Here is a 13,543-nt window from a genome sequence, read left to right as displayed (position 1 = left end):
GGGAGCACCCGCGGCATGACGGACAGCCACGACGACTCCCCGGGCACGCCCCGGGCTTCCGACGCACGGGCCTGGTCGCTGTATGGCGAGGAGCTCTCGCCGGGGGCGCAGGTGGGCGGCTACGTCGTCGAGGGCACCCGGTACCGGGGCAGCGTCTCGACACTCTACCGGGCGCGGGAGGCCCGGAACGGAACGCCCGCGGCGCTCAAGGTGATGCACCCGCAGTTCGCCGCCGCGCGCAGTGCGCTGCGCCGCTTCCAGCAGGAGGCGGAGACGCTGCGGCGGCTGAGGCACCGGCACATCGTCGACGTGCTGGAGCACGGGACGCTGGCGGATGGCCGGCCCTTCATCGCCATGGAGTGGCTGGAGGGGAGGGATCTCGCGGCGGAGCTGGCGGCACGAGGACCCTTCTCCGCGCGCGAGGCGCTGGAGCTGCTGGAGCAGGTGGGCTCGGCGCTGAAGGCGGCGCACGGTGCGGGGGTGGTGCACCGGGACTTGAAGGCGCAGAACGTGGTGGTGCTGGCGGGGGAGACGGGGCCACGGGTGAAGCTGGTGGACTTCGGGGTGGCGAAGCTGCTGGCGCCGGAGGAGCCGGGCTCGGCGATGACGAGCACGGGGCTGGTGCTGGGCACGCCGCTGTCCATGGCGCCGGAGCAGATTCGGGGGGAGACGCCGGACGCGCGGACGGACCTGTATGGGCTGGGGGTGCTCCTGTACCAGCTCGTCACGGGCCAGCCGCCCTTCCAGGGGACGACGCAGGTGGAGCTGGAGGAGCAGCACCTGCACGCACCCGTGCCGAGGGCGAGTGAACGGGCGCCGGTGCCGGCGGCGCTGGACGCGGTGGTGGGGCGCTGCCTGGAGAAGCGGCGGGGGGACCGCTACCCGGACGTGGACGCGGTGCTGGAGGACCTGCGGCGCGCGGTCCAGGGGGAGCGGCAGGCCCGCACGACGCAGGTGCGAGCGTTGGGCCTGTATGTGGAGGCGAGGATGGAGGTGCTGGTGGACGACGCCACGCTGGACGCGGTGGACGCGCTGATGGAGCACGCGCGAGCACGGGCGGACGCGGTGGGGCTGAAGGTGATGGTGGAGGGGAGCAGCTTCCTGCTGGGGGTGGCGGCGCTGCCGGACGAGGCGGACGCCGAGCGGGAGGCACGGCGGCGGGTGTTGGAGCTGGCACTCGCGCTGGCAGAGGAGCCCACGAGGGGGACGGCGCGAGTGCGGCTGACACCCACGCTGCACCTGGACACGGCGACGCTGCGCCCGGACGCGAGCGGCAGACCAGCCCTGGGAGGAGGCCGGCTGCTGAGACTGTCGGCCTGGACGGGGGGGCACCCGGGCCAGGGCGTGGTGGTGACGGAGAGCGCGCTCGCGGGGCTGGAGGACACCTTCCAGGTGAGGGTACTCCCGGGCCGCGACGGCCTGTGCCACGTCACCCGGCACGCCGCGTGACGCGTATTCCAGGAGCGTGCATCCAGAGGCCTGGCATGAAGACGCTGCGAGGAAAAGGACGTGTGCTGCGGTCATGGCTGGCGCTGTGCATGGTGCTGTCCTCCGGCTGCCTCACTCCGGCGGATGCTGTGAGGGACGAGGTCGAGCCGACAGTCGCCGAGCTGTCCTGCGGGGAGCCTGAGCAGGAACAGGCGCACGAGCCCGCCGCAGCGTCCGTGCAAATCGAGGTGCTGCCCCAGGCCCGTGTGCGGCTGCACTTTCCACCGATGAGCGCGGACGCCTCGTTCCAGCGCTTCACCCGGGAGGACGCACGGCGTGTCCTCCAACTCTTTCACGAGGAACTGGCTGCGCTCGAGGAGAGCAAGCGGAGAGTGGCTGCCGCGGGCAAGGTGCCGATCCTCGCGCAGAAGGCACGCTCACAGGAAGAGTTGCTGCTCACGCAGTACACCGAGCGCTACGGGGAGCCCGCCGTGCCCATGCCGGACACGCTCATCAAGAGTCCCATGGCCATGGCGCTGCGGCTGTCGCCGGGATACATGCCGGAGGGCATACGTGAGGGATGGGAGGAACTCGTACGTGACCCGGCATTCCTCGCGGGACTTCTCGTGTCTCTGGTCGCGTATGTCGTTGCGTGGGCTGCTCCCGAGCCCGTCTTCTCCAAGGCCTTCGCAGTCGGTGTGACGGTGGTGCTCGTGTCCGCCTTTACCCTGACGGAACTGGTGCACGCGGGAGGGGCTGCGCTGAGGCTGTACCAGGCTACGCGCCATGTGCAGACCCTGGAGGAAATAGAGGAGGCGGCAAGATACTTCGGCCAGTACGCAGGGGGAGCGGCGCTGAGGATCATGGTGGTGGTGGCGAGCTTTGGCGTGACGAAGGTGCTCCCCAAGCCAGTGCCAGGAGGACTGGGGAAGACCTGGGCGGGGATGAAGAACCTGCTGAGACTGCCCCAGCGCTTCGCGCTGCAAGGGGCAGGGCAGTTCGTGGAAGCAGGGGCGGTACGGGCCGTGAGTGTCGGGGTGAAGCAGGGAGTGCTGCTCATGGCGGGGGTGGCAGCAGGAGGCACTGGGGCCTCGCTCCGCTCAGCCTGCGCGGATGGCCTCTTCAAATTACCCGGGTACAGCTGGCACCATCTGGCAACGAACAAGAATACCATTTCCGATACACGCGGCGGCCCCTGGACGCCTCTCTTCGAACGCATATTCGCCAAGGCTGGAATGACCCTCGAGGATGCGGCGAACAAGATCTACCTGCTGGACCACGCGGGACCCCATTCGGAGGGGTACCACAGAGAGATTTTCAGGCGGCTCGACAGGGTCATCAGAACCTGCTCGACGAAGAGCGCCTGTAGAGTCGAATTGATGAGAGAGCTCAACAGGATCGCGGATGAAGTCTGCACACCAGGCTCGAAGCTCAACCACCTGGCCACTCAGCCTTGAGCGCGAAGAGACGACCTCATTGAGTTACTTTGAACTGGAAAATGACATGGGCATCCTGGACCGCTGGGAACTCGGTGACCCGATGGATGGGAGCGGCCAGGAGATCTGGAACGGGCATTTTTCAAGAGGTCTTCCACTCTCCATCCAGTTGCCTGTTCGTATTGGCATGTACGCGCGTGGGCGCGCTCTGGACTTCTCGACCACTGCGCTCGGCGTCACCGTCATTCACGACAAGGTCAAGACGCTCTTCGAGCAGCTTGGACTTCAAGACCAGATGCAGCTCATCCCCATCACCGTCGAGGAACATCCAGACCGCTATTACATCTTGAACCTGCTCCGGACGATTCGTTGTATCGACGATGAGAGATGCGAAGAGGTGGGTTATCGCACCGTGGAGGATGGATACGAGGATGGCATTGGCGAATATTACAAAGTGGTAGGTCTGCGAATCGATCCAAGCAAGGTGGGGAGTGCCGAGCTCTTCCGTCCATGGGGCTGGCCGGTCTCCATCATCGTCTCCGAGCGGGTCAAGAAAGCCATGGAGGGAGTTGGAGTGACGGGGACTCGCTTCACGGAAGTCTGAGCGCCACGGCCTCCACGCTCGCGCCCCGCTCGCCCGGTTCCAGCCGATTGAACCTGGCCCAAAAGGTTGTCAGGCCCACCCGAAGAGCAGACGGGCAGGCCAGCGCTGGCCCTCCCTCCGAGCCAGTGGCCGGCCGTGACGGGCGTGCTGTGAGCCTTCCCGGACATGCGCAGCCTACAAGGGTTGAGCAGGCGGGAGAGGAGGACGGCCATGACGGACCCGGACAACGAGTGGGACGACCTGGAGGCTGGGTGGGACGCCACGGGGGCGCTGGTTGGACCGACCCCTGACGAGGCGAACGCGCGCAAGGCCCTGACGGGACCGACCCCCGACGAGGCGAGCTCGCTCGAGGCCCTGCGGCAACGGGAAGCGGCCGGCGGCGAGGCGCGAGGGACGGAGGACGCCCCTACCGAAGGAGGAAAGGCCAACGCGCGCGAGGAGGAAGTCGCCGGGCGCGCGCAGGACACCATCGAGGACCAGGGCCGCTACCTGGAGCCGCCAGACTGAGCGAAGAGGCTCGGACGGGGCTCGAGTGGGGCTCAGGTCAGGCTCACTTGATGCCGTGCCGCCGCAGCAGGCGGTAGAGGTACACACGGTCCATGTCCGCGCCGCTGGCCGCCTGGGAGACCTTGCCCTGGTGCAACTCCAGCAGCGCGCGCAGGTAGCGCCGCTCGAAATCGTCCAGGGCGAGCCGCCTCGCCTCGGCATAGGGCACCTTCGGGTCCACCTCGAAGCGGCTGCCCGGCGGCACCATGTCCGACAGCGCCAGGGTGTCCTCGAACACGAGGCACCGCTCGAGGTAGTTGCGCAGCTCGCGCACGTTGCCCGGCCACGCGGCCTGCTCCAGCCGCGCGATGAAGCCGGGCTCGCGCAGCGCCTTCGTCCGCTCCGGGTCCGCCCCCAGCGACTCCAGAATCTGCTCCACGAGAAAGCGCAGATCCTCGGGCCGCTGGCGCACGGGCGGCAGGGGAATGCGCAGCACGGCGAGCCGGAAGAAGAGGTCCGAGCGGAAGCGGCCCGCGTTCACCTCGGCGCGCAAATCCCGGTTGGTGGCGGCGATGATGCGCACGTCCACGGGCACGTAGGCGTTGGTGCCCACGCGGCGGAACTCGCGGGCCTCCAGCACGCGCAGCAGCTTGGGCTGGAGGCTCCGCGGGCAGCTCGCCAATCTCATCGAGGAAGACAGTGCCGCCGTGGGCCTCCTCGAAGGCGCCGATGCGCCGGGTGGCCGCGCCGGTGAAGGCGCCCTTCTCGTGGCCGAACAGCTCGCTCTCCAGGAGGTCCGCGGGGATGGCGCCGCAGTCCACGGTGAGGAAGGGCTTGTCGCGGCGGGCGCTCTCCTGGTGGATGGCCTGGGCCGCCTGACTCTTGCCGGTGCCCGTCTCGCCTTCCAGCAGCACCGTCACGTCCCGGGCGGCCGCGCGCTCCAGCAGGGCGAAGCACATGCGCATCGGCACCGAGGTGCCCACCAGCGAGCCGAAGCGCGTGCGCTCGGACACGGGCAGCCGGTTGCTGTCGGAGCTGTAGTCGAAACGCACCACCACGCGGCCCAGGCGCAGCAGGCTGCCGCCGCGCAGGTACCCCTCGGCCACCTGCACCCCGTCGAGGATGACGCCGTTGGTGCTGTCGAGGTCCTTCACCCGCGCGCCCTTGGGGCTCACGCGGATTTCGCAGTGGAAGCGCGACACCGTGGGGTCATCGAGGTTGAAGTCGTTGCTGGGGTGCGAGCCGATGGAGCACGCATCGGACACGGAGTCCCAGACGGTCCCCACTCCGGGTCCCTCCACCACGGTGAGCAGGAAGCGCCGGACGGCCGTCACCTCGGTGGCCCCGGGCGCGTGCGCATACGGCCGCGTCACGCTGACGTCCTCGGCTCCGGGGGTCTCAGGGCGATCAATGGGGGGCATACGGCCGGACGTTAGCAGCCCGCCGTCCCCCCGCACGCAACTCCTGGCGTACATTGACGACAATATGGGCGTACCTGGGCCAATGTAGGCCTTTTATCGGGACCGACCCATGCTCGTCCGTTCGAATGCCGCCACCGTCCGCCCCCTGCCCTTCGTCCCGGCCGCGCCCGCCGAGCCCCGCCGTGGGGCGAGCCCGGCGCCGCGTCCGCAGGGGGGAGGAGACGTGTTCGAGGCCCCGGGCTCGGGCAAGCCGCCGCGCTTCGAGGGGCTGAAGGACAAGGCGCTCATCCAGGCGCTGCATGACGCGGTCGCGAAGCACAAGGACATCGGCTACAGCCAGGCCCGCAAGGTCATCTTCACCGCGTTGGACAACCACGAGGGGAAGGTGAAGTGCGTGTACACGGGCCGCGAGCTGCGCACGAACAAGATTCCCAACAGCTCCGACATGAACGTGGAGCACACCTGGCCGCAGTCGAAGGGGGCGAAGGGGGCGGCGAAGAGCGACTTGCACCACCTGTTCCCCACGGACAGCAAGGCGAACAGCCAGCGGAGCAGCTACCCGTTCGGCGAGGTGCAGAAGGTGAAGTGGAGCAGCCCGAGCGGGGCGAAGCTGGGCACGGACGCCGAGGGGCGCACGGTGTTCGAGCCGCCCGCGGAGCACAAGGGCAACGTGGCGCGGGCGCTGTTCTACTTCTCCACGGTGTACGGCAAGCAGATTCCGGCGGCCGAGGAGGCGGTGCTGAAGAAGTGGAACGTGCAGGACCAGGTGGACGCCGCGGAGCTGACGCGCAACGGGGCCATCGAGAAGTACCAGGGCAACCGCAACCCCTTCGTGGACGACGCCTCGCTGGCGCAGCGCATCGCGGACTTCTAGGCTGCGCAGGCCATGACCGGACTCTCCCCGCTGTGGGCGCTGGTGCCCGGAGGCTCGAAACGAGGCGCGGAGGTGCCGCTCGCGAAGGTGGGCGGCGCACCGGAGCCCGTGGGGCCCCTGCGTTGGCCGGCATGTACCGCGTGCGGCGCGCCGATGCGCTTCCTCTTCCAACTGCCGCACGTGCCCGGGAAGTTGGACCTGGCGCCCTACGCCGCGGTGTACGTCTTCCAGTGCGAGAACCCGGACACCGCCTGTGAGCGGTGGGACCCGCACTCCGGAGCCAACGCGGTCGTCGCGGTGGAGCCGGGCACGAGCGCGGAGGAGGGAACGCGGCCCACGGGCCTGCCCTACGCCGATTGGAACCTGGGCCTCGCCCCGGCGGAGGAGGACACCGAGGCGCTCTCGGTGGACATCAACGAAGCCACGGACGAGCAGCTCGCCGCCTTGGACCGGGCGCTGGAGGAGGCACCCGAGAGCAAGGTGGGCGGAGTCGCCGGCTGGGTGAATGGGGATGCGACGCCGGAGTGCTGCGGCGAGCCCATGCGCTTCGTGGCCCAACTGGCGGCGATGCCCTTCGGACTGGCCTTCGGGGACAACGGCCGGGGCTACCTCTTCCGGTGCCGGAGCGGCGGATGCGGCACCCCGTTCCGCTTCACCTGGCAGGGCGCGTAGACGGCGCAGCTCCCCTGCCCGCCCTGCCTCGGAGCGAACGTCTTGTTCGTGGACGAGGACGCGGGAACGGGCGACGCTCGGGGGTGGAGACGACACCGGGATGACGACACCGACCGACGACCGCTTCTACATTGAGCTGCTCAAGCTGTTGCTGCACGTGGCCTGGAGTGACGACGAGCTCAAGCCGAGCGAGGCGCGGGCGCTCATTGGGGCGGCGCAGCGGTGGAAGGTACCGCTGGCGGAGCTGCAGCGGCTGGAGCGGTGCCTGGAGACGGGCGAGCCCCTGCCGGCGCCGAACCTGGGCCTGTTGCGCCAGCGTCCGGACGAGGTGCTGGCGACGGCGCGCACGCTGATCGCGAGCGACGCCGATGTGCACCTGTCCGAGGAAGAAATGCTGAACCAGATTCGCGAGCTGCTGGGCCTGGACCCGGCCTGACCCGCCCTACGCGTCGAGCAGCCGCGCCCAGAAGGCGACGAGCCGCCCGACGTCGTCCAGGTCCTTCAGCCCATCCAGCTCGGCGTGGGAGATGAGGGGCGAGAGCAACAGCCGCACCTCGGTCCGGGGCTCCAGCCAGCGCGCGAGGAGCACGGACTCGATGGAGGGAATGACGGAGTCCTCCGTGCCGTGCAGCAGGTAGACGGGCGCGGGCGAGACGGGCGAGAGCTCGGGGGAGAGCGCCGGGTCGCTGGCGAACTGCTTCGCATGCGGCAGCAGCAGCGGCCCGAGCGTGGCGACGTCCCGCTCGTTCACGTACTTCATGAAGGTAGCGGCGGGCTCGGGCATGTCTGACTGCATCCGCCGGGCCTCGGCGAAGACCTCCTCGGCCTTCCGCATGTCCCTCGAGGTGAGGTGCGAGGCGCGCAGGAAGGTGAGGATGCCCGCGCGCAGCGGCTCCACCTGCTCGGGGGGAACCACCCGCCCGGCCACGTTGAGCAGGATGATGGCCACGCCGTAGTCATGGGGCCTGCGGTGCTGGCCACCGGGCTCGATGCCGGTGCACAGGAAGGCGAGCACGCGCGAGAGGTCGCCATGCCCGCCCAGGGAGAAAGCGAAGGCAATCCGACCGGCGAGCGAGGGCCGCCCCGCGGCGACGAGGGAGAGCCCGCCGGAGAAGCTGATGCCCATGAAGCCCACCCGGCCATCGGGCGCGAGCCTCCGGCCGGGCGGAGGCCCAGAGCGCGGCGTCCTCGAGCATGTCCGGCTCGCGGGGGGAGATCTGGTAGCGCAGGAGGTCGGGCAGCTCGGGGGTGAGGACGGTGAGCCCTCCGGCGGAGAGATCCCTGGCGAGCTTCACCAACCGGGGCTCGTCGATGCCGTCGGCGTGCACGCCCGGGGTGAGGAGCACCGTGCGGCCCCGGGGGTGCTCGGGCCGGAAGAGGCGGGCGCGCAGGGGGCCGTGGCGGGAGGGAATCCGCACGTCCTGCTCGGAGACGGGGCCAGTGCCCCAGCGGGAGACGTGCCCGGCCAGACCATCCTGGAAGCCAGCGGCGCGGGCCACCAGGGAGAGGCCCCGAAGGTAATATGGGGTGGCGAGCAGCACCACGAGCAGCAGTCCTCCGAGGAGGGCCAGGAGCGTCGCTCTGCGGGTGCGTGGGCGCATCGAGGGCCATTCAAACACAACGGGCCAGACCCGCTGGCACCGTCGTGCCCCGCGAGCCTGGCCCCTGGGAGGCCCTACTGACCCGACCTCACTTGGAGAGGATGCGCTTCAGCTCGGCCTTGTCGTTGGAGAACTGGAAGGAGTTGTAGAGCTGGAAGCCGTTGTCCCGGTCGAGGACGCGCGACCACAGCACGCTCACCGCCTTCAACCGGTCCTGGGAGAACTGGAACTGGTTGAGCACCTGCTGCACCTGGCCCACGAGGAAGTAGTTGGCGCCGACGGCATCCTGCAGGACGTTCATCTTGTCCTCGGCGAAGGGCTCACGGGTCATGGCCTTCATGATCATCTGCAGCTTGCCCTCGGCGATGGGCTGGTAGGCGGGAGGCGGGGGCGGAATCGGACCCGGGTTGTGGTTGCCAGGACGGCCCTGGCCACGCACCTCGGGGGCCTCGGCGATCAGCTCGCGGATGTCCTTCAGCTCCTCGTAGGCGGCGCGAATCTTGGCCTTGCCGCTGTTGCCGCGCTTGCTGCTCTCGAAGGCCTGGCCCAGCAGCTCCTCCAGGTCGGCGAGGCGCTGCTCCAGGTCCTCGCGCTCGACCATCACCATGGTGCCGCGGCGGCCGCGGCGGAACTCGTTGTCGTCACTGCCCCGGAACTCGTTGGACGCGCTCGGAGGCGCGTTGCCGTTGGCCTGGCCCGGAGGCGGCGCGAAGGAGGGGGCGGTCTGGGCGGAGGCGGCAACAGCGGTCAGGAGCGTGATGGCGACGAAGAGGGCCTTCATGGGGTCATCCTTCTGGGGTGTGTCCTTGCTGCATCTGCCTACTCTGACGGGCCGCAGGCGTCCGCATTCAAACGGATTCGCCCCTCCCCGCCCAGGCCCCCCCCTCGAAGCCCCGCCCTCGGGGAGGACTCCTTCGTCCAGCAACGACCCGGCCGTCGTCCCCCGCGGACGGGGCATCCCGCGCCTGGACGCGCGGACGGGCCAGAGGCCGGAAAAGACGTGGGTCCTCCCCGGGCCGGGGCCTTGCAGAGGGCCTGGGCATGATGACACTCACCACCCCCGCACTCCGTCCTCCGTTCGCGAATGACGTCTCCCTCAAGGCCCGGTTGGGAGCGCTGAAGCTCCTCTCGAGCGTGATGATGCTCGCCGGCTTCGGAGGCGTCGCCATGCTGCTCACCACGAAAACACCTGCCGCCTGGCCGGAGGTGGACCTGGTGGTGGCCCGCCTTCCCTTGCCCATCGTCCTCGCGGGTGTCTTCTGCGCGGGCCTGGCCCTCGACCACTGGCGGCACTGGCAGGTGAAACGCCTGCTCCGGCGGGGCTGGGAGCTGCTCCTGGCGGGCAGGCCCGAGGCGGCCATCCACGCCCTGCGGGTGTCGAGCTACGGCGGAAGCGATGACCAGCGGGCCCAGAGCCTTCATGGGCTCACCCTCGCGTGGCTCCGCAAGGGAGACTACGAGCGGGCCCTGTCACTGGGCGAGGAGACCGCCCACAGCCGGGGAAGGAGGACCTCCAGCGTCCGCGATGCCCAGGCCCCGGCGCTGATGGCCACCATCCTGGCCCTCTACGGAGAGCTGGACGATGCCAGGGAGTGGGTGGAGCGCATCCGCCGCCCCATGTTCGACGAGACGGACCACGCGCTGCTGGCGCAGGCGGTGATGCTCTGCCGCGAGGGCAGGCACGTGGAGGCGGTGAAGCGCATCCAGCGCACCGCGCGCGAGGACGTACCCGAAATGGATGTGGGAGCGGTGGCGGTCATCCACGCCTTCGCGCGCAGCCGGCTGGGCGGGCAACTGGTGCCGCTCAAGCCGGGGTGCGTGCTGCCGCATCGGCCCGCGCGGGCCTCGGAGTACGAGTACCTCGCGTGCGAGTGGCCCGAGCTCGCCGCCTTCCTCCGGGGAGAGGACGCTCCGGCCGCGGCGGCCCGCGCGTGAACCGGGAGGCGCCCTACTCCTTCACGGCACCGGCGGTGAGCCCGCTGACGATGCGCCGCTGGAAGAGGACGGTCATCACCACGAGGGGAAGCGTGGCGATGACGGACGCGGCGGCGATCTCCCCCCACGGCTCCTTGTGCTCGCTGGCGAAGAGGCTGATGGCCACGGGCACCGTGCGCTTCTCGGGGGAGGACAGGAAGGTGAGCGCGTAGAGGAACTCGTTCCACGCGAAGATGAAGACGAGGATGGCGGTGGTGGCGAGGCCCGGAGCGGCCAGCGGCAGCAGCACCCGCCAGAAGGCACCGAGCGGCGTGCACCCGTCCACCCGGGCGGCGCGGTACAGCTCGTCCGGGAGCTGCCGGAAGAAGGACGTGAGAATCCAGAGCGTGAGCGGCAGCGCGAAGGTGGCGTAGGGCGGCACCAGGCCCACCAGCGTGTCACGCAGGCCCGTGGCGCGCAGGATGAGGTAGAGCGGGCTCACCGTGGCGATGGGCGGGAACATGGACACGGCGAGCGCCGCGGCCAGCAGCAGGTTGCGCCCGCGGAACTCCAGCTTCGCCAGGGCGAACGCCGCCGACGCGCCCACCGCCATGCAGAAGAGCGTGGTGAGGGAGGCGGCCAGCAGCGAGTTCACCAGCACCTGGAGGAAGGGCCGGCCCCACAGCACGCTCACGTAGTTGTCGAAGGTGAGCGAGGTGGGCAGCGGCTGGGTGAGCTGTCCGTCCGGCCACAGCGACGTGAGCACCTGCCAGAAGAAGGGCCCGAGGAAGAAGGTGAGGAAGGCCACCGTCGCCAACCACAGTCCTGGCCGATTCATCACCGCGCCTCCTTTCCGAGCAGGCGGATGTAGACGAGGCTCAACCCCACCACGCACAGGAAGGTCATCACCGACAGCATGGAGCCGTACCCGAAGTTGCCCGCCCGCATCAGCGTCTTGTAGGCGTAGATGCTCAGCGTCTCCGTGGTGTTGGCCGGGCCGCCCTCCGTCAGCACGAAGATGGCGTCGAAGACGCGGAAGGCATCCAGCGTGCGGAACAGCAGGGCCAGCAGGATGGCGGGCTTGAGCAGCGGCAGGGTGATCGACACGAACGAGCGCCAGCGCGACGCACCGTCCACGCGCGCCGCCTTGTAGATGTCCTCGGAGATGCCCTGCAGGCCCGCGAGGATGAGCAACGCCATGAAGGGCGTCGTCTTCCACACGTCCACGAGGATGGCCGCGTGCAGCGCGTACCCCGGCACGCCCAGCCAGTTGATGTCCTGCCCCGGCAGCAGCCGGTTGATGAGGCCGTAGTCCGGGTTGAAGAGCCATGCCCACAGCTTCGCGCTCACCACCGTGGGGATGGCCCAGGGCACCAGCACCGAGGCGCGCAGCAGGCCCCGTCCCGGGAAGGCGGTGTTGAGCAGCAGGGCCAGCGGCACCGCCAGCAGCAGCTCCACCGACACCGCCACCAGCGTGAAATACCCCGTGTTCCCCAGCGCGTTCCAGAAGCGCGCGTCGCCCAGCATGAAGCCGTAGTTCTCCAGCCCCAGCCACTTGCGCTCGCCGAAGACGAGGATGAACCGGTGCAGGCTCAGCCAGATCGCCGCGAGAATCGGGTAGAGCGCCACGCCCACCAGCACCGCCACCGCCGGCGCCACCAGCATGTACGCCTGCCGCCGCTCGCGGCCCATCGAGCCCGTCGCCTTCACCGTGCCATTCATCGCGCCTTCTCCTGCGAGGGCTCGAACTGCCCGGTGAGATGGTCCACCTGCCGCTGCGCCTGCTTCAGCGCCGTCTCCGGCGTCCGGATGCCGGCGATGGCCGCGGAGAACTCGCTCTGCAGCACGTCCGAGAGCAGGTTGTAGTACGGCGTCACCGGCCTCGGGCGCGCGTTCCGCACCATGTCCAGCAGGCTCGCGATGAAGGGCACCTGCTCCACCAGCCTCGGGTCCTTGTACACCTTGGGCCTCGGCGGGTTGCGGCCGTAGCTCAACGCCATCATCACGTTGGCCTCCTCGGAGGTGAGGTGCTGGATGAGGCGCTGGGCCGCGCCCTTGCGCGCCTCGGATACGTGCGCGTTCACCGCGAGCTGCCATCCGCCCAGCGTTCCCCAGCCGGGCTCACCGCTCAGCGTGGGCAGCGAGGTGATGCCCACCTTGCCCTTGATGGGCGAGTCCGGCTTCTGCGCCTCCTCCCAAGCATAGGGCCAGTTGCGCATGAAGACGGCCTGGCCGGACTGGAAGACGCGCCGCGCCTCCTCCTCGGCCGCCGAGGTGACGCCCGGCGGGGAGATGCCGCTCGTGATGAGCCCCCGCAGGTACTCGAGCCCCGCGCGTGCCTCCGGCGAGTCCAGCTTCAGCCGCCCCTGCTCGTCCAGCACCTGGCCCCCGTGGCCCCAGATGGCCTCGAAGGCATTGCAGTTGAGCCCCTCGTACTGCCGGCCCTGCCACACGTAGCCCTGCAGCCGCGGGTCCTTCTCCTTCGCCTCGCGCGCGAACCGCTGCAGCTCCGCGTAGGTGCGCGGCGCCCGGGGCACCAGGTCCGTGCGGTAGAAGAGCACCCCCACGTCCACGTACCACGGCACCGCGTACGTCTTCCCGTCCACCACCACCGCCTCCACCGGGCCGGAGAGGAAGTCGCGGCGCAGGACCTCGGGCGGGAAGGTGCCGGAGATGTCGGCGATCCACCCGGCCCGGGCGAACTCGGGCACCCAGACGACGTCCACCACCAGCACGTCGAAGTCGTCCGCCCCGCCCTCCAGCGAGGTGAGGAAGAACTGGTGCGCCACGTCCGAGGAGTTCGGCAACGCCTCGGTGGTCAGCGCGACATCCGGGTTCTTCCGCTCGAAGTCCGCGAGCAGCTCGCGGAAGGCCACCGGATCTCCCAGTGGCTGGTACTTGAAGACGAGCGGTATCTTTCCCCCGGCGGCGGCGGGTTTGTCCTTGTCGCGGCGGCAACCCGGAAGGGCCCAGAGGACGAGCCCCAGCACGAGCACGGAGATGAGCGGGCGGCGCATAGGGGCCCGATGTCCCCATCTCCCAGCGCCAGGGGCAAGCACGTTCGCACCGCGCATGCTCGAATTGTCACCCGGTCTCCGGATGGGAGC

The 13,543-nt window shown here is 69.6% G+C and carries 14 protein-coding genes and 1 pseudogene; 9 read left to right on the top strand and 6 right to left on the bottom strand.

The window, feature by feature from the left end:
- Nucleotides 1–15 precede the first annotated feature (15 nt).
- The 4 genes from ACN28I_RS32280 (at nt 16) to ACN28I_RS32265 (ending at nt 3,975) form a co-directional block, all read left to right on the top strand.
- Entirely contained in the window at nt 16–1,449 is a 1,434-nt protein-coding gene (locus ACN28I_RS32280; RefSeq protein ID WP_420945749.1) for a serine/threonine-protein kinase, read from the top strand.
- 35 nt (nt 1,450–1,484) lie between these two features.
- The gene (locus ACN28I_RS32275) at nt 1,485–2,885 is read left to right on the top strand and encodes an AHH domain-containing protein (protein ID WP_420945748.1); all 1,401 of its coding nucleotides are present in this window, start codon (nt 1,485–1,487) and stop codon (nt 2,883–2,885) included.
- A gap of 46 nt (nt 2,886–2,931) precedes the next feature.
- Nucleotides 2,932–3,468: an imm11 family protein gene (locus ACN28I_RS32270; RefSeq protein ID WP_420945747.1), complete on the top strand. Its 537-nt coding sequence runs from the start codon at nt 2,932–2,934 to the stop codon at nt 3,466–3,468.
- A gap of 210 nt (nt 3,469–3,678) precedes the next feature.
- The gene (locus ACN28I_RS32265) at nt 3,679–3,975 is read left to right on the top strand and encodes a hypothetical protein (RefSeq protein ID WP_420945746.1); all 297 of its coding nucleotides are present in this window, start codon (nt 3,679–3,681) and stop codon (nt 3,973–3,975) included.
- A gap of 43 nt (nt 3,976–4,018) precedes the next feature.
- Here ACN28I_RS32265 and ACN28I_RS32260 read toward each other — a convergent pair.
- Nucleotides 4,019–5,375, bottom strand: a pseudogene (locus tag ACN28I_RS32260) (sigma 54-interacting transcriptional regulator).
- Nucleotides 5,376–5,484: 109 nt separating this feature from the next.
- Here ACN28I_RS32260 and ACN28I_RS32255 point away from each other — a divergent pair.
- The 3 genes from ACN28I_RS32255 to ACN28I_RS32245 all read left to right on the top strand — a co-directional run bounded on the left by ACN28I_RS32255 (nt 5,485) and on the right by ACN28I_RS32245 (nt 7,357).
- On the top strand, nt 5,485–6,249 hold the full coding sequence (locus ACN28I_RS32255) for an endonuclease I family protein (RefSeq protein WP_420945745.1): 765 nt from the start codon (nt 5,485–5,487) through the stop codon (nt 6,247–6,249).
- A 12-nt stretch (nt 6,250–6,261) separates the two neighbouring features.
- Complete coding sequence (locus ACN28I_RS32250) at nt 6,262–6,921, top strand: hypothetical protein (RefSeq protein WP_420945744.1); 660 nt, start codon at nt 6,262–6,264, stop codon at nt 6,919–6,921.
- A gap of 100 nt (nt 6,922–7,021) precedes the next feature.
- Nucleotides 7,022–7,357: a TerB family tellurite resistance protein gene (locus ACN28I_RS32245; protein ID WP_420945743.1), complete on the top strand. Its 336-nt coding sequence runs from the start codon at nt 7,022–7,024 to the stop codon at nt 7,355–7,357.
- Nucleotides 7,358–7,363: 6 nt separating this feature from the next.
- On the opposite strand, the gene ACN28I_RS32240 is transcribed toward ACN28I_RS32245, so the two are convergent.
- On the bottom strand, nt 7,364–8,047 hold the full coding sequence (locus ACN28I_RS32240) for a hypothetical protein (RefSeq protein ID WP_420945742.1): 684 nt from the start codon (nt 8,045–8,047) through the stop codon (nt 7,364–7,366).
- Between ACN28I_RS32240 and ACN28I_RS32235 the strand changes: the two genes are divergently transcribed.
- Nucleotides 8,040–8,603 carry a hypothetical protein gene (locus ACN28I_RS32235; protein ID WP_420945741.1) on the top strand — a complete coding sequence of 188 codons (564 nt, stop codon included), beginning with the start codon at nt 8,040–8,042 and terminating at the stop codon, nt 8,601–8,603. The genes ACN28I_RS32240 and ACN28I_RS32235 overlap by 8 nt on opposite strands.
- 7 nt (nt 8,604–8,610) lie before the next feature.
- On the opposite strand, the gene ACN28I_RS32230 is transcribed toward ACN28I_RS32235, so the two are convergent.
- Nucleotides 8,611–9,303: a DUF4476 domain-containing protein gene (locus ACN28I_RS32230; protein ID WP_420945740.1), complete on the bottom strand. Its 693-nt coding sequence runs from the start codon at nt 9,301–9,303 to the stop codon at nt 8,611–8,613.
- A 260-nt stretch (nt 9,304–9,563) separates the two neighbouring features.
- On the opposite strand from ACN28I_RS32230, the gene ACN28I_RS32225 reads away from it, so the two are divergent.
- Nucleotides 9,564–10,457, top strand: a complete 894-nt coding sequence (locus ACN28I_RS32225; protein ID WP_420945739.1) for a tetratricopeptide repeat protein — start codon at nt 9,564–9,566, stop codon at nt 10,455–10,457.
- Nucleotides 10,458–10,470: 13 nt separating this feature from the next.
- Here ACN28I_RS32225 and ACN28I_RS32220 read toward each other — a convergent pair whose 3' ends face one another.
- The 3 genes from ACN28I_RS32220 to ACN28I_RS32210 are packed head-to-tail and all read right to left on the bottom strand — an operon-like array spanning nt 10,471 to nt 13,453.
- The gene (locus ACN28I_RS32220; protein ID WP_420945738.1) at nt 10,471–11,274 is read right to left on the bottom strand and encodes a carbohydrate ABC transporter permease; all 804 of its coding nucleotides are present in this window, start codon (nt 11,272–11,274) and stop codon (nt 10,471–10,473) included.
- Nucleotides 11,274–12,158 (bottom strand): carbohydrate ABC transporter permease, encoded by an 885-nt coding sequence (locus tag ACN28I_RS32215; RefSeq protein WP_420945737.1) that lies wholly within the window; start codon nt 12,156–12,158, stop codon nt 11,274–11,276. The genes ACN28I_RS32220 and ACN28I_RS32215 overlap by 1 nt, the downstream gene beginning before the upstream one ends.
- On the bottom strand, nt 12,155–13,453 hold the full coding sequence (locus tag ACN28I_RS32210) for an ABC transporter substrate-binding protein (RefSeq protein WP_420945736.1): 1,299 nt from the start codon (nt 13,451–13,453) through the stop codon (nt 12,155–12,157). Before ACN28I_RS32210 ends, ACN28I_RS32215 begins: the two co-directional genes overlap by 4 nt.
- Nucleotides 13,454–13,543: the final 90 nt, after the last annotated feature.

Source organism: Archangium gephyra (genome assembly GCF_049060025.1).
GTDB lineage: Bacteria > Myxococcota > Myxococcia > Myxococcales > Myxococcaceae > Archangium > Archangium gephyra_A.
This window is presented reverse-complemented; position numbering and strand designations above follow the sequence as displayed.

Excerpts from the sequence above, each read along its gene's own strand:
- ACN28I_RS32215 (WP_420945737.1), bottom strand. The coding sequence starts at position 12,158 with ATGAATGGCACGGTGAAGGCGACGGGCTCGATGGGCCGCGAGCGGCGG.
- ACN28I_RS32235 (WP_420945741.1), top strand. The coding sequence starts at position 8,040 with ATGCCCATGAAGCCCACCCGGCCATCGGGCGCGAGCCTCCGGCCGGGC.
- ACN28I_RS32240 (WP_420945742.1), bottom strand. The coding sequence starts at position 8,047 with ATGGGCATCAGCTTCTCCGGCGGGCTCTCCCTCGTCGCCGCGGGGCGG.
- ACN28I_RS32220 (WP_420945738.1), bottom strand. The coding sequence starts at position 11,274 with ATGAATCGGCCAGGACTGTGGTTGGCGACGGTGGCCTTCCTCACCTTC.
- ACN28I_RS32275 (WP_420945748.1), top strand. The coding sequence starts at position 1,485 with ATGAAGACGCTGCGAGGAAAAGGACGTGTGCTGCGGTCATGGCTGGCG.
- ACN28I_RS32265 (WP_420945746.1), top strand. The coding sequence starts at position 3,679 with ATGACGGACCCGGACAACGAGTGGGACGACCTGGAGGCTGGGTGGGAC.
- ACN28I_RS32255 (WP_420945745.1), top strand. The coding sequence starts at position 5,485 with ATGCTCGTCCGTTCGAATGCCGCCACCGTCCGCCCCCTGCCCTTCGTC.
- ACN28I_RS32245 (WP_420945743.1), top strand. The coding sequence starts at position 7,022 with ATGACGACACCGACCGACGACCGCTTCTACATTGAGCTGCTCAAGCTG.
- ACN28I_RS32280 (WP_420945749.1), top strand. The coding sequence starts at position 16 with ATGACGGACAGCCACGACGACTCCCCGGGCACGCCCCGGGCTTCCGAC.
- ACN28I_RS32270 (WP_420945747.1), top strand. The coding sequence starts at position 2,932 with ATGGGCATCCTGGACCGCTGGGAACTCGGTGACCCGATGGATGGGAGC.
- ACN28I_RS32250 (WP_420945744.1), top strand. The coding sequence starts at position 6,262 with ATGACCGGACTCTCCCCGCTGTGGGCGCTGGTGCCCGGAGGCTCGAAA.
- ACN28I_RS32225 (WP_420945739.1), top strand. The coding sequence starts at position 9,564 with ATGATGACACTCACCACCCCCGCACTCCGTCCTCCGTTCGCGAATGAC.
- ACN28I_RS32210 (WP_420945736.1), bottom strand. The coding sequence starts at position 13,453 with ATGCGCCGCCCGCTCATCTCCGTGCTCGTGCTGGGGCTCGTCCTCTGG.
- ACN28I_RS32230 (WP_420945740.1), bottom strand. The coding sequence starts at position 9,303 with ATGAAGGCCCTCTTCGTCGCCATCACGCTCCTGACCGCTGTTGCCGCC.